Below are 14089 nucleotides of genomic sequence, written 5' to 3'. Positions count from 1 at the left end.
ACGTAATGACTCACCCTTCATATTGGTTTAAGCAAGCGCTTGAAGCCGAGCAACCAGAAACCGCCAAACCACTTCAACAAAATATCCAAGCTGATGTCGCCATTGTTGGTGGTGGATACACTGGGCTCTGGACGGCAATCATGATCAAGCAACAATCGCCGGAGAAACACATAATAGTGGTTGAAAAAGGCTTGTGCGGTAGCGGTGCTTCCGGGGCTAATGGCGGTTGCATGCTGACATGGTCGACTAAGTTCCCTACATTAAAGCGTTTATTTGGTGAAGAACACGCAGCGTGGTTGGTGAAGGAATCGGAGCAAGCGGTATTGGAGATTGACGAATTCTGTCAGCAGTACAATATCGATGCGCAATTGTCGTTAAAAGGCGTCTACTACACGGCGACCAATCAGTCTCAGACGGGGGGAATGCAGCCAGTGGTAGACGAGTTAAAGCGTCTAGATGTGAACAGCTGGCGCCGCTGTCAATCTGAGGAATTGCGTGCCAATGCAGGATCGCCGCGCAATATAGAAGGCTTTCACTCTCCGGTTGCAGCCAGTGTTCAGCCTGCTTTGTTGGCGAGAGGATTAAGACGCGTCGCAATGGAGTTGGGTGTTGAGATCTATGAGAACACGCCGATGACGCGTTTAGATTATGGAAAACCTGCTACTGTTTCTACACCTAAAGGGAATATTCAAGCGCAGCAGGTGGTGTTGGCATTAAACGCTTGGATGGTGGAGCAGTTTAAGCAATTCAAAAGCAGTATCGTGGTGGTTTCTTCCGACATGGTGATCACCAAACCGCTTGGTGACGCGCTGACTCAATCTGGTTGGCAGTCAGGTTCTAGCGTGTTGGATTCACGTATCTTCGTCCACTATTACCGAGATACGCCAGATGGCCGTTTGATGTTGGGGAAAGGCGGCAATCAGTTCTCTTTCAACAACCAAGTCAACGCGATGTTCAACAAGCCAACGCGCTATCAAGATCTACTGCGTAAGTCGTTCGATAAGTTGTTCCCGCGTTTGAAAGGGGCTGAGTTCGCTTATTCATGGACAGGCGGTTCAGATCGCTCCGCAACTGGTTTTCCATTCTTCGGTGAGTTAGATAACCAAAGCAATATCTTTTATGGCTTTGGTTATTCGGGTAATGGGGTAGCGCAGACTCGAATGGGCGGAAAGATCTTATCTTCGTTGGTATTCGGAATCGAGAATGAATGGACGAAAAGCGGTTTAGCCAAAGGGCCGTTGGGGCATTTCCCGCCAGAGCCATTCCGATGGACAGGAGCAATGATGGTACGCAACGCGGTACGTCGAAAAGAGGAAGCAGAAGATAACGAGCAGACGCCATTCATCTGGGATAAGTGGCTAGCAAAACTCGCAGGACCAGCAGGCAAAGCGGATAAGCTCGACTAAACTGAATATTTTGATCGCAAACGGATAGGGAAGAAGTGAAAGTGTTAGAGGCACCTCTTCCCTTTGTGTTAGCCTCAGTCTTTCAAGCTCAGATGCAAAAGGTGAGTAATAAAATGAAAGTATTCAGCAACTTTGACAGCGGCAGCATTCACGTAGTGAAAGCGGACGACAAAAACGACATCCAACTCAAAATTCCTAACGACAACATGTCGGAATTCTACCAGTGGTTCCACTTCCGTCTAGAGACAGAAGCCGAGCAATCACACACCATCAAACTTCTTGATCTTGCGAAATCGGCTTACCCTGAAGGTTGGCAAGGTTACGACGTGGTTGCGTCTTACGATCGTGAAGAGTGGTTCCGAGTACCGGCAGAGTTCGATGGCGACACGCTGACTTTCACTGTTATCCCTGAGCGCAGCTCAATTTACTTTGCGTACTTTGCACCTTACACGTACGACCGTCACCTAGACCTGTTACACATGGCACAAAGCGCGCACCACTGCCAACTAGAGACGCTTGGCCATACGCTAGATGGCAATGACATGAGCTTGCTTACTTTCGGTGAACCAGAAGAAGGCAAAAAGAAAATCTGGATGATTGCACGTCAGCACCCAGGTGAGACGATGGCGGAATGGTTCATGGAAGGCATGATCCAACGTCTGCTTGATGAGAACGACACGGTTGCACGTGCATTGCTTGAAAAAGCAGTACTTTACGTTGTACCAAACATGAACCCAGACGGCGGTGTGCGTGGTCACCTACGTACTAACGCGGTTGGCGTAAACCTAAACCGTGAGTGGCAAACGCCATCAATGGAAAAGAGTCCTGAAGTCTTCTTGGTTCGTGAGCGCATGCTAGAAACTGGCGTGGATATGTTCCTAGATATTCATGGTGATGAAGCTATCCCGTACAACTTCGTGGCGGGCTCTGAAGGTATTCCTTCTTATGACGAAGGCATGGCTGAGTTGGAAAACGCGTTTAAACAAGCACTTCTGACGATTACACCAGAGTTCCAAGACGAGATCGGTTACGATAAAGATGAACCGGGTAAAGCGAACCTAACCGTTGGCTCTAACTGGGTGGCAGAGCAATTCAAGTGTTTGTCTTACACCATTGAAATGCCATTCAAAGACAATAACAACCATCCAGACCCACTTTACGGCTGGTCTCCGGAACGTAGTGTGCTGTTTGGCCAAGATGTATTGGCGGCAACGTTGGCGGTTTCCGACAAGATTTAAAGCAATTAGTTCACAGCCTGCTTTTTGTAGGCTGTGTTTTTTGTGCGTTTTTTCCTACCTCAATGTCTGGTGACTGTAAATTTTTTCGCCAATAAAAACAAAAAACCTTCAGTTTCTGGTGCTTATGTGGCTATCGATAAAAAAAACTAATCGTCACGATAAGAAATCTAATTTATGAAAGCGAAGGTTGTTCTGTTAAAGTCTGTTTTGAGATTTATGTCACAAAAGTTATCTCATCTCAATCATTTAGCAATCTTATGCTTTAGCGCCCTTTGTAGGCACAGTAGCTAAAAATAAAATATAGCTGCTATGTACTATTGCGCCTAGCTTAGGATAATTCGCATTTTGGTGTTCTGTTTTTGGAACGATTTGTCCGTTTTGTTTGTGCTCTGAATCATTCGGAATGCGCCAAACAATCGAAGTTTCGGATCTGAGCTCTGAGAAAAATGCTTGAAGATAAGTGCTCATTCCAGATGTCTGATGACGTTTTGATTGAGACCAATGGCATAGTTTTTAATCACTCGAAACAGTGTAGGTTCTGACTTGCGTGATGGCAGCTGTATAGTTGTGGATAGTAGTCGGGTCGCCTTCGCATTAAAGGTAAAATAATGAAAAAAATCGCTCTTGCAGTGGCTACCATTCTAGCTGGTGGCGTAATGTCGAATGTTGCTCTTGCTGATACTTACGTTGGCGGTAAACTAGGTTACAACGCACTAAACGACGCTTGTCACCTTGACGCTCCATGTGATGATGATAGCTTCGCAGCTGGCATGCACATCGGTTACAACTTCAACGAATACGTTGCTGCTGAATACGGCGTTGATTACCTAGGTAACTTCACAGCTAACTTCAACAAAGCTGGTCTAAACACAGTAGATGGCGACCTATGGGCAATCACTCTTGCTCCTAAGTTCAACCTACCACTAACAGATTCTTGGAACCTATTTGCTAAAGTAGGTGCTGCATACATGATGGCTGGTGACGAGAAAGATTTCGTACCAACTGGCTCTCTAGGTGCTGAATACCAAATCAACTACAACTGGAGCCTACGTGCTGAGTACCAACGTTACCAAGATATGTCTGACGACATCATCAACGATATGGACGCAGACTTCTTCGGTATTGGCTTCAACTACAAGTTCGGTTCTGAGCCAGTAGTTCAAGAAGAAGTAGTTGAAACTCGTCCAGCGACTCGCATCGTTGAAAACGAGTACCCAGCTCAAACTACAACTCTACAGTTCGGCCTAGAAAGTGCAGAAGTACAAGATGCATCTTCTCTAAACGGCACTGTTGAGCTAATGAACACTTACCCACAAGCTCAAGTTGAAATCACTGGTTACAGTGACACAACAGGTTCTGAAGCTTACAACCAAGAGCTAACTGAGAAGCGTGCACAAGCAGTTGCTGACCAGTTCCAAGCTGAAGGTATCGCAGCAGACCGTATGACTGTTAAAGGTATGGGTGAAGCGAACCCAGTAGAAAGCAATGAAACTCGTCAAGGTCGTGAAGCGAACCGTCGTGTAGAAGTTGTTGTTCCTGCGTTCCAATACCAAACTGAAGAAGCTGCTCAATAATTCTTTATTGAATTAGCTACTTTGAAAGCCAGCGTCTAACGCTGGCTTTTTTGTATCCTTTCATTTATCTGTCATAGCCCCGTCATAGTATTTTCTTACTTGTTCGCGTGGAGCCTGACATGCAAAACTTACCACCTTTAAATTCCCTTAAAGCGTTCGAAGCCACAGCACGCTTGCAAAGCTTTACCAAAGCGGCAGAAGAACTCAATGTCACACGTGCTGCCGTCAGTCAGCAAGTGAAATCCTTGGAAGTTTATCTCGATGCGACCTTGTTTGAGCGCAATGGAGCTAAGCTACTTTTGACACAAGCCGCACACGATTATTTGCCTGTCGTTAGTCATGTATTTCAAAGTCTTTCTGTGGCGACTCTGCACTTGTTCTCACGTCAAAGGCACACTCAATTAACCTTACATGTTGCACACAGTTTTTGTGTCCAGTGGTTGATACCTCGCCTAGCCGATTTTCATCGTCAGTACCCTGACATTCGGTTTAAGATTTCGACGACGGCCAATGCTGTACCGAGTAGCAGCGATATTGCTGATGTCGAAATTATCAACGGGTATGGGAACTGGCAGTCAAAACAAGCTGTAAAGTTGACGGATGAAAACTGGATTGTGGTAGCCAGTCCTGGCTTCTTACATCTCAACCCAATGTCGAATTTGTCTGAATTGGCACATACTGCCAAGCTGGCGACGGGTGGGTATCAGGAAACATGGCAATCTTGGTTTGCTTATCATGGTTATCAAGGGAGACTGGCTCCAATGGTCGCAGAATTCGAGCACTCTTTATTATCGATTGAAGCGGCGGTGAATCAGTTAGGGGTATTATTGGTGAGAGACTTCTTGGTTGACGAACATCTGCGACAAGGAAGCTTGGTTCGCATAGGGGAGTGGTCCATGCCGAGCCGTGGTGCGCATTATATGATGGTCAAACACGGAGAAAAACCACATGTTGATGCGTTTACCAAATGGTTATTGAACAGTTTATGATATGGGTTAACTCATTGACCTAAGCCGCTCGAGGTTACTTGGGTATAATGGTATAAAGCGAATACGTTTCAAGTCGTCGTTACTCATGAGCGATTTGCTCGACTTTTCAAGGAGGGGTCATGGAAACGTTACAAGGTGGCCGAGAAGGGGCTATTTATCGTAAAGGAGACTTGGTCAGTCGACCTGCAAGTCTTTGGACCATAACCATTCATCAATTGCTTCATCATCTTCATGCCAACGGTTTTCATGCTTGTCCTAAAGCGGTGTCAATTGAAGGTGGAAAAGAGTTGCTGACCTTCGTCGATGGAGAAAGCTATAACTATCCTTTGCAGGGAGAGATTGCTTCGCTCTCGGCTCTTACTTCCGCAGCAAAACTGCTCCGACAACTGCATGATGCTTCTCAAGACTTCCTTTCCAGACATCAAGATGAAGTTTGCCATTGGATGCTGCCAACTCGCTTGCCACACGAAGTCATCTGCCATGGCGACTTTATGCCCTATAACGTTGCGTTAAAGGATGGCGCTGTCGTGGGCATTTTTGATTTTGATACGGCACACCCAGCTCCAAGAATTTGGGATTTGGCTTTTTCAGTCTATGGTTGGGCGCCATTTAAGACCGATGAAAATGACAAAATGGGCACGCTTGAAGAGCAGATTAAACGAGCAAAGCGTTTCTGTGACGCCTATGGTTGTTCAAGGTTAGAGCGAGAAGAACTGGTGGATACGATGACGCTGCGTTTGACTGCACTGGTAGACTTTATGCGTACGTCTGCTGCCACTGGCGATGCGCAATTTCAAGCGAACATGGATGATTGCCACCATACGGCTTATTTACAAGACATTGAGTATCTTAAGAAACATCACCAAGCGATCACACTCGGTGTGTTAGGTGAAGCACCGTTTTAATCGGGTTTTGAATGCTTCGCGATGATCGTTTGGATGACATTGAATAGCCATTGATTTTGCGGGTCATGCTGCTGAGAGCGACGGCAACTCATAACAAAGCTAACACCCAACTCCAACCCGTTTGGTAAATCTATACTACGGCAACTTTCTGGAACATTACCGCTCATGGTGATCCCAAAATGATCGGTTTGCATGATGATGCTATGAATCATTGCGGGGTGCTCCACTTCCACTTTGGGCGTGACATCGAAACCAATGTTCTTTAAACGATCGAGCAATGGGTATTTATGATCATTCCACCCCGGCGTTTTGAACAGTAGTAAGGCGTAGTCACTTAATGATTGGAAGTCTCGTGCTGGATGGTCGTTTCGCACAAAGAACACCGCTTTTCCTTTCCCCAATTCTTTCTGAGCGATTGACTGAGGTAAGTCTTCATCAAAGTAGTGAATTGCAATAGCGTTTTCACCATCGATGATTCGATTACGGGCATCTGCTCCCCACCTTAAAAACGCATATCTCGCGTTAGGTGCTTGCTTGATAAGTTCAATGTACAGTTTGTCGCCAAAGCGATCCCAGAACAGGGTATTGGCGTAAATGGATACTTCACCAGTAAAGTGAGCGGGTGAGAATTCTTGTGGTTTGATGGCATCCACGCTTGCTAGAATCTGCTCAAAATGAGGCATGTTGGCTTCGACAAACGAGGTCGGCTCAAAGCCATTTTTGGTTTGAATGAACAAAGGATCGTCCAGTTGCGCTTTCATCTTGGTTAAGTTCTTACTGATGGCACCTGAGGTTTTCCCCATCGATTCTGCCACTAAACGAACATTACGCAGCTCATACATGCGCTTTAATACCAAAACGTTTTGCATATCCAGATTCATTGTCATTCTTTTACTCCAGCCAACGTTGCCACGGCATCATAACTCCGCCTCCCATAAAAAAAGACAGGGGATGGTCAATTCTAAGTTTATGGCAGAAAAGCATTTTTTGACCGAGGATTTCCATTTGGTAAATTCGGGTTTTCCTCGTGCTACTTTGGAACTGTTGCTACAGTTTCTTCATCGAAACGATGTACCACAAATAATCGAGGTGACGTATGAAAAAACTAATCGCACTAGTAGGCTTAATGGCTTGTTCAATGAATGTAGCATTCGCTGGCGATGGCTCATACACGGGTACTATTGATATGGCTACTAGCCAAACAAACCAAGTTAATGTGGAGCGTGCGGATTCTAACCTGACTCTTAAAGGTCGTAATGACGCTACTTACGGTGGTGTGATGATTCAAACAGACGCTTCTAACCAACCGATTCAATTGCGCGGCCGTCGCGACTAAGTAATCGAAACCATCCCCCGCTTTCAATGCCGCGTCTAACGCGGCATTGTTGTTTTTGGTCGATGGCAAGCCAAATTCAACAGAAATCTTTGATAGCTTTTGTTTATCGATAATTAAAAATTAATTGTTGAAATCTTAATTACCGTTTTTGTGCACCCAAATGATATTGATTCTCATTTGGGTGGGCGTATGATTCTTCTCATCGACTAGAGAGGAATATCGTCATGAGTAATGTATCGATAAATAATGCATCCATACATTTAGATGCCGCCACAACATCAAAAGTTTCGGCATTCAACAAAATCAAACGCAAAATGCTGATGTTAGGCCCGGCGTTTATTGCCGCGATTGGTTACATCGACCCAGGCAACTTTGCGACAAATATTGAATCAGGATCTTCATTTGGTTACCAGCTACTTTGGGTAGTGCTATGGGCAAACCTAATGGCGATGTTGATTCAGTATTTATCCGCCAAGCTAGGTATCGTTACAGGCAAAAATCTAGCGGAGCATCTACGTGACCACTTACCAAATAAATGGGCGGTAGGCTTCTACTGGATCCAAGCTGAAATCATCGCGATAGCGACAGACCTTGCCGAGTTTATCGGTGCAGCAGTCGGCTTTCAGTTGGTGTTTGGAATTAGCTTAATGGAAGGAGCGATGATCACTGCGGTAGCAACCGTGATGATTTTGATGCTTAACCAGAAAGGTCAAAAACCGCTAGAAGTCGTGATCGGTTCACTTTTGATGTTGGTGGCGGTTATCTACATTGCTGAACTGTTTTTTGCGCACCCTGCGGGCGGTGAAATGGTGAAAGGTTTGCTGACTCCAACCTTTACGGATTCACATCAAATCTACCTTGCTGCGGGTATTCTAGGCGCGACTGTAATGCCTCACGTGATCTATCTTCATTCTGCACTGTTCAAAAACAGCTATGGCGAAAGCACCAAAACTCGCCTTCGCACCACTCGCTTTGATGTGTTGATTGCGATGGTAATTGCAGGCTTTGTGAATATCGCAATTGTGGCGATGGCTGCTGCCGTGTTCCATTACTCAGGCAACCAACATGTGGCGGAAATTGAAACAGCGTACATGACGCTAACGCCATTGGTAGGTAAAGCCGCATCTGTGTTGTTTGGTGTTTCGTTGATTGCTTCAGGCCTGTCTTCTACCGTTGTTGGAACAATGGCAGGTCAGGTGGTGATGCAAGGCTTTGTCCGCTTCTCTATTCCAATGTGGGTACGACGCTTTATTACTATGGCACCTTCGTTTGTGGTGATTGGTTTAGGCATGAACACCACCGATATCTTGGTGATGAGCCAAGTGGTGTTGAGCTTTGGTATTGCGTTGGCGATTATCCCATTGCTTATCTTTACCAACAGCGAACGCTTGATGGGTGAGTTCAAAAATAACAAATGGGTCTCTTATGTCGGTATGGTTATCGTTACTTTGGTACTGGCACTCAACGGTTATCTGATGGTTACTTTAACCGCTTAATGATTTCTCTATCCTTCTTCTTTGTCGATAAAAAAACGGAAGCCGCTTGGCTTCCGTTTTTCGTTTGCTGCTGAGAGAGAATTAGTTTTGCTCAACCACTTCCAATTCAGCTTCACTTTGTTTTGCTGCTTCAAGCATCTTACGAATGATGAATGACGCGCCCAAGGCAATCGCAACCATCACAACCGCTAGGATAGTCAGCAGTTGGAAGTATTCGCCGTAAACGTGTTGTACGATCTCTTGGGTGATCTCTTGGCCTTTCTCTAGTGCGATAGAAGTCGAGAATGCAGCACCAACGATACCACTCAGTGCGATTGCTACAGAGAACAAGCTTACTGAGAAGTTTTCGATGTGCTTAGGCGCCACAGATAGAATGAACGCAACTACCATTGAACCTACGATAACTTCCGCAATTGCTTGGAAGAAGTGAATCGCTAGGAAGATTTCAGGCATGATGATAACGTCTTCGCCAACAGTCGTTACCGCGAACGTTAGGATGCCGAATGCGATAGCGGTTAGCACGAATGCCAATGCAATCTTAGTCGCGGTTGATAGGTGAATATCACGTTTTTCTAGCATGCCAAAGAAGCCAGCAACGATAGGGCCACCAACCATACACCATAGTGGGTTCATCGCCATTGCTGCTTCAGGCTCTAGTGGGATGAAGCCAAATAGAGAACCTTTCAGAGTGTTAATCGCTACCATGTTCATTGAAGTCATCATTTGACCGTAGTAAACGAAGAAACACGTGGTTAGGAAGGTAACGATAAGGATAGTACCCATCTTCAATGATTCTGCTTTGCTTGCTTTCAACATCAAAGAAACAAAGTAAAGAATCGCTGCACCGCCGATGGCGTAAACGATGTTTTGACCGATATCCATGTTAGAGAACATGAAGAATACCAGTGCAATCATCGCCGCAGAGATAATGGCGAAGAAGGTCCAGTTCTTCATGCTTACGCTTTGACGATCCAGATCAGAAGCAACGCCAACCAAGCCTTTGCGGAACACAAGTAGCATCACCAATGCTGCGCCAGCCATCACTGCTGAAATAGTGAAACCACCATTAAAGCCGATGATAAGCACAATCATAGGGAACAAGTATTGGCCTAGGAAAGCGCCCACGTTGTTCACTGAGTAGTTAATTGGGTAGCCTTTCTCGAAGTCTTCTTGCGACTTAAAGGTACGTTTGTACAAGCTAGGGTAAGAAGGAGACATTAAACCACGGCCGTAACTTGCCAATGCGATACCACACATGGAAAGCGGTACGTTGGTTGCCGAAGCACCAAGAACAAGCAGTACATAGCCAGATGCGAATGCTAAGAAGGCAATCGATAGAGAGCGGTAAGCACCTAAAAATTTGTCAGCGATAAAGCCGCCAGCAATCGCAAATAGAGGGCCAATCGCCGAAAATGCACCGACGATCATCATGGTATCAGCTTCGTTGTAATTCAGATCCTCTAAGAAGAAACGCGTCAGACTGACTAACACGCCGTAAAATGATAAGCCAAACATCATTTGGCAGAACATCATAGATTTATTTAGTTTATTCCACATAATTAAATACTCACTATTGCGAGAAAGGTAGTTATTATTTCTGTTAAATGTTACTTAAACGCTATGTTACATATTGAAACAATTGTCGCATAAACTGAATTTAATGCACTAAAATTTCTAATGCGAAACGTTTGCCTCACTAATGTGTTGTTCTAGATCAACTAGAAATTATGTGAATAAATGACCAAAAAGTAACAATTTATAAGATGATTGTTCTCATATGGTTTTTAAGGTTTTGAAAAGTCGTTGAAATAATAAACAGACGGGAGAGTTTGAGTAAATAAGGTGGTTTTTGATAAGAAAACAGGCGTTGGCGGAATTTTGTCCGCCAACAATGAAAAATATTAATTAGCAATAACTGATATAAAGTATGCTATTCGCATGGTGGGGCCATATGAATCACCGCGAGTCCACCAAGTGATGTCTCACGATATTTCTTATTCATGTCTTTGCCCGTCTGGTACATGGTTTCGATAACTTTATCTAATGAAATAAGGCATTTGCTGGTGCGTTTCAGTGCCATGCGTGAGGCGTTAATGGCTTTCATCGCGCCCATCGCGTTTCGCTCGATACACGGCACCTGAACCAGACCACCAATTGGGTCACAAGTCATGCCAAGCGAATGCTCCATGGCGATTTCTGCGGCAATACAGATTTGCTCATTACTGCCTCCACGCAGTGCCGTTAAGCCTGCGGCCGCCATCGAAGACGATACCCCGACTTCGCCTTGGCATCCAACCTCTGCTCCTGAGATGGAAGCGTTGGTTTTGTACAAGATGCCAATCGCCCCCGCGACGGCTAAGAAGTCTTTCAATTGCTTGTTATCGAGCTCCTTAATAAAGCGGTGGTAGTACATAAGCACGGCAGGAATAACACCGGCAGCACCATTGGTTGGTGACGTCACTACTTGACCACCTGCAGCATTCTCTTCACTCACTGCGAAAGCAAACAGGTTAATCCAATCCATGATCTCCATTGGATCGTTCTCGACTGCCGCATTGGCTTCGAGTTTTTTGAGTAGGTTTGGCGCTCGGCGAGTTACGTTCAACCCGCCTTCGAGAATGCCTTCGGTATCAAAGCCTCGTTGCATGCATAGCGACATCACTTTCCAGATCTGCTCAGCTTTTTGATCGATCTCTTCCTGTTCGCGAAAAGCCAATTCGTTTTGTAGGATCATGCCTCCTAGACTGAGGCCATTGAGCTCTGCGTTTTCCAACATTTCGTCGGCAGAAGAAAACGGAAAGCGTACTTCAACTTGAGCATCATTGCTGCCGTGTTCCAGTTCCGCTGCCGTAGCGATAAAGCCACCACCAATAGAGTAGTAAGTTTCAAACGCCACCTGATCACCAGAAGCATCATAAGCCGTGATGGCCATGCCATTTTCATGAAGAGGAAGGTTATCACTGTGGAAGACAATATCGTGATCATAGCTAAACACGATCTCATGAACACCTGCAACCGAGAGTGTGCCATGTTCAATGGTATGTTGTAGCGCCGCTTTTGCACTGGTCATTTTAATGGTATCGGGTTTATTGCCCATTAAACCAAGGACGGTAGCGCGGTCTGTATGGTGGCCTTTGCCAGTCAGCGATAAAGAACCGTAAAGGTCAACTTGCACCTTGTGCACTTTCGCCATAGAGTCGCTAAGTAATTGAGTGAAATGGTAACCTGCGAGCATTGGGCCATTGGTGTGGGAGCTAGATGGACCGACACCGACCTTAAAAATATCGAAAATCGACAGCATAATTGACTTCCTTTCTCTACGGACCTTTATTCAGGTCTCTAAAATGACATTGTTAATTAGATGTTAATACCTGTGAGAGTATTGGCAAAGCAGATTTTTGTATACAAATTGTTCGCTAAAGTATGAGTAATTGAGATCTGGGTAATGAAGTTAAATAAGGTAGTGATCATTTTAGGTAAGCGGTTGGTGCACGATCAGTTAAGTGCTGAAGGTCGCTCACGCGTGGAAGCGCTGTTGAATGTTTTAAACGAATTTTGCTTTGAGACGACTGCCTTGGTTTTTTGTGGCGGTGTGACCCAAGGACAAACCGTCTCAGAAGCGGATGCGATGTACCGCTACTTTTACCAGTTAGCTAAGGCTAGGGAAATCGATTTTCCTGAGCAGCAGGTCATCATCGAGAATCGTTCACTCAATACGGTGCAGAACATGCAAAATGCCGCTGCGGAGTTATTGAGAAGTGGCCTTTGCGAGGCAGGGCAAACCATTGACGTCACTTTACTCTCCAATGACTACCATCTAGAGCGCATCATCGAGATTCAAACCTTAATGGATGAACAGGGTTTATTACGCGTATTGAAGTCGCGCTGTGCAGAAATGGGCGTAAAGCTCAACATTTCACTCGACCTCTCACACCATGTGAGTGTGCCTTACCCTAATACAGGCGTTTTAGCGGAAGCATTTTTGTTGTTTGATGAACTCACGACTTACCGCGTGTATCTAGAGGGAGTTAAGCGTGGCGCCTTTGAACGTGATCTCGCTGAGGTACGAGCAAAGCCTTTAGACATTGGCCTTAGTGCGATAGAAAAGTTTCAAGCGCTCGATTTAGAGCCTGAAGTGCGAGGGCAAATTGCAGATATGAAAAAGGCCATCGAAATGACGGCCTTTGATGATTCAGTGGTTGCAGCAGAGCAAGCGTTAGCAGTGTTTCATCCGATATTAACGACGTTGAACCTGCAATTTGACCCCGAAGCGAATAGCTAGTTAAGCCACTTCAACTTACTGACGCTTAAGTTCGCGACGTGTGCGTACGGCACTCAGCGCGATTAGGCTGTAACACAGCAACTCCATACCTTCTTCTGAGATGTTTTTCACATCGCGTACGTAGTGCTCGCCCATTACGTGTTGCCAGAAGCTACCCATGCCGTACAGGCGAGAGAACACCAACAACAAGATCACTGAGCCGATAAGTAGCTTCATGTAAGGTGATTGTAGAATGGTTGCCATTTCGTTCACGGTGCCTTTACCACCTTGGTAAGCTTTCGCACAAGCCAGTGCCGCTAACGCAAGGGCAGGAAAGACCCAAGAGCCGTGGTGGATCATGTCAAACCAGTAATCCATTTCACGGATCATCAATACCGCAAAAAAGCCTGAAATAAGTATCGCGGCATGTGAGACATGAGTCTCTTGTTTAGACATGCGGAAGAAAGACCAAGATGCAACCGCCAGCATGATCAATTGCAGTGTTTCAGTAATAGAGGTTTCGCCCAATGAAGAACCTAATAAAACGTAGTCCACTCGGATACTTAGGTTGACTAAAATACTGATGGCAACAATGGTGAGTGCACTTAGCATCGACTTATAGATGATGCGTTTTGATTCTTCTGTAATGACGTTCGTTTGTGCCGATTCGGCTTGCTTAACAGTATTTGTTTTCATCCTGACCACCCGCTCCGATAAAAATGTGGAAAAAACGTGAAATTTCGTGATGTGTGCAAGGGATTTTATTGACCACTTGGAAAGTAATGTCAGGGGAATGTCAGAATAAAACGCCGTTCGATATCGTATCGCTATGCGGTAAGGCTGGTGGATAAAGGGCTAAGTATCAGAATGTAGGGAAATTTACG

Annotated in this window: 12 protein-coding genes; 8 read left to right on the top strand and 4 right to left on the bottom strand. The window is 45.4% G+C overall.

From position 1 onward, the window contains the following. Positions 1-5: 5 nt before the first annotated feature. The 5 genes from C1S73_RS27205 (at position 6) to C1S73_RS27185 (ending at position 6112) form a co-directional block, all read left to right on the top strand. Positions 6-1406 (top strand): FAD-dependent oxidoreductase, encoded by a 1401-nt coding sequence (locus C1S73_RS27205; protein ID WP_038868244.1) that lies wholly within the window; start codon positions 6-8, stop codon positions 1404-1406. A 113-nt stretch (positions 1407-1519) separates the two neighbouring features. Next, positions 1520-2644, top strand: coding sequence for a M14 family metallopeptidase (locus C1S73_RS27200; protein WP_009705048.1), 1125 nt, complete (start codon positions 1520-1522; stop codon positions 2642-2644). A gap of 608 nt (positions 2645-3252) precedes the next feature. Then, a complete protein-coding gene (locus tag C1S73_RS27195; protein WP_038868247.1) occupies positions 3253-4218 on the top strand; it encodes an outer membrane beta-barrel protein in 966 nt (321 codons plus the stop codon). Between the two features lie 119 nt (positions 4219-4337). Beyond that, the gene (locus tag C1S73_RS27190) at positions 4338-5207 is read left to right on the top strand and encodes a LysR substrate-binding domain-containing protein (protein WP_038868249.1); all 870 of its coding nucleotides are present in this window, start codon (positions 4338-4340) and stop codon (positions 5205-5207) included. A 119-nt stretch (positions 5208-5326) separates the two neighbouring features. Continuing rightward, positions 5327-6112 carry a phosphotransferase enzyme family protein gene (locus C1S73_RS27185; protein WP_038868251.1) on the top strand — a complete coding sequence of 262 codons (786 nt, stop codon included), beginning with the start codon at positions 5327-5329 and terminating at the stop codon, positions 6110-6112. On the opposite strand, the gene C1S73_RS27180 is transcribed toward C1S73_RS27185, so the two are convergent. Next, positions 6109-6999 (bottom strand): LysR family transcriptional regulator, encoded by an 891-nt coding sequence (locus C1S73_RS27180; protein WP_038868253.1) that lies wholly within the window; start codon positions 6997-6999, stop codon positions 6109-6111. The genes C1S73_RS27185 and C1S73_RS27180 overlap by 4 nt on opposite strands. Positions 7000-7208: 209 nt before the next feature. Here C1S73_RS27180 and C1S73_RS27175 point away from each other — a divergent pair, with 209 nt between their 5' ends. Further along, positions 7209-7448 (top strand): VPA0252 family protein, encoded by a 240-nt coding sequence (locus tag C1S73_RS27175; protein ID WP_009705043.1) that lies wholly within the window; start codon positions 7209-7211, stop codon positions 7446-7448. A gap of 224 nt (positions 7449-7672) precedes the next feature. After that, positions 7673-8944, top strand: coding sequence for an Nramp family divalent metal transporter (locus C1S73_RS27170; protein WP_038868255.1), 1272 nt, complete (start codon positions 7673-7675; stop codon positions 8942-8944). Between the two features lie 81 nt (positions 8945-9025). On the opposite strand, the gene C1S73_RS27165 is transcribed toward C1S73_RS27170, so the two are convergent. Next, a complete protein-coding gene (locus tag C1S73_RS27165; RefSeq protein ID WP_038868258.1) occupies positions 9026-10501 on the bottom strand; it encodes a peptide MFS transporter in 1476 nt (491 codons plus the stop codon). A 373-nt stretch (positions 10502-10874) separates the two neighbouring features. Beyond that, on the bottom strand, positions 10875-12245 hold the full coding sequence (locus C1S73_RS27160; protein ID WP_038868261.1) for an L-serine ammonia-lyase: 1371 nt from the start codon (positions 12243-12245) through the stop codon (positions 10875-10877). Between the two features lie 144 nt (positions 12246-12389). Between C1S73_RS27160 and C1S73_RS27155 the strand changes: the two genes are divergently transcribed. Next, positions 12390-13226 (top strand): YdcF family protein, encoded by an 837-nt coding sequence (locus C1S73_RS27155; RefSeq protein WP_038868262.1) that lies wholly within the window; start codon positions 12390-12392, stop codon positions 13224-13226. A 15-nt stretch (positions 13227-13241) separates the two neighbouring features. Here the strand turns inward: C1S73_RS27155 and C1S73_RS27150 are convergent, their stop codons facing one another. Next, positions 13242-13901 (bottom strand): hypothetical protein, encoded by a 660-nt coding sequence (locus C1S73_RS27150; protein ID WP_038868264.1) that lies wholly within the window; start codon positions 13899-13901, stop codon positions 13242-13244. Between the last annotated feature and the right edge of the window lie 188 nt (positions 13902-14089).

It is taken from the genome of Vibrio jasicida 090810c, from assembly GCF_002887615.1.
Taxonomy (GTDB): Bacteria; Pseudomonadota; Gammaproteobacteria; order Enterobacterales; family Vibrionaceae; genus Vibrio; species Vibrio jasicida.
This window is presented reverse-complemented; position numbering and strand designations above follow the sequence as displayed.

Bases quoted from the DNA above. Each gene is read 5' to 3' on its own strand.
- C1S73_RS27160 (WP_038868261.1), bottom strand. From the start codon at position 12,245: ATGCTGTCGATTTTCGATATTTTTAAGGTCGGTGTCGGTCCATCTAGC.
- C1S73_RS27200 (WP_009705048.1), top strand. From the start codon at position 1,520: ATGAAAGTATTCAGCAACTTTGACAGCGGCAGCATTCACGTAGTGAAA.
- C1S73_RS27205 (WP_038868244.1), top strand. From the start codon at position 6: ATGACTCACCCTTCATATTGGTTTAAGCAAGCGCTTGAAGCCGAGCAA.
- C1S73_RS27175 (WP_009705043.1), top strand. From the start codon at position 7,209: ATGAAAAAACTAATCGCACTAGTAGGCTTAATGGCTTGTTCAATGAAT.
- C1S73_RS27165 (WP_038868258.1), bottom strand. From the start codon at position 10,501: ATGTGGAATAAACTAAATAAATCTATGATGTTCTGCCAAATGATGTTT.
- C1S73_RS27195 (WP_038868247.1), top strand. From the start codon at position 3,253: ATGAAAAAAATCGCTCTTGCAGTGGCTACCATTCTAGCTGGTGGCGTA.
- C1S73_RS27150 (WP_038868264.1), bottom strand. From the start codon at position 13,901: ATGAAAACAAATACTGTTAAGCAAGCCGAATCGGCACAAACGAACGTC.
- C1S73_RS27185 (WP_038868251.1), top strand. From the start codon at position 5,327: ATGGAAACGTTACAAGGTGGCCGAGAAGGGGCTATTTATCGTAAAGGA.
- C1S73_RS27180 (WP_038868253.1), bottom strand. From the start codon at position 6,999: ATGACAATGAATCTGGATATGCAAAACGTTTTGGTATTAAAGCGCATG.
- C1S73_RS27190 (WP_038868249.1), top strand. From the start codon at position 4,338: ATGCAAAACTTACCACCTTTAAATTCCCTTAAAGCGTTCGAAGCCACA.
- C1S73_RS27155 (WP_038868262.1), top strand. From the start codon at position 12,390: ATGAAGTTAAATAAGGTAGTGATCATTTTAGGTAAGCGGTTGGTGCAC.
- C1S73_RS27170 (WP_038868255.1), top strand. From the start codon at position 7,673: ATGAGTAATGTATCGATAAATAATGCATCCATACATTTAGATGCCGCC.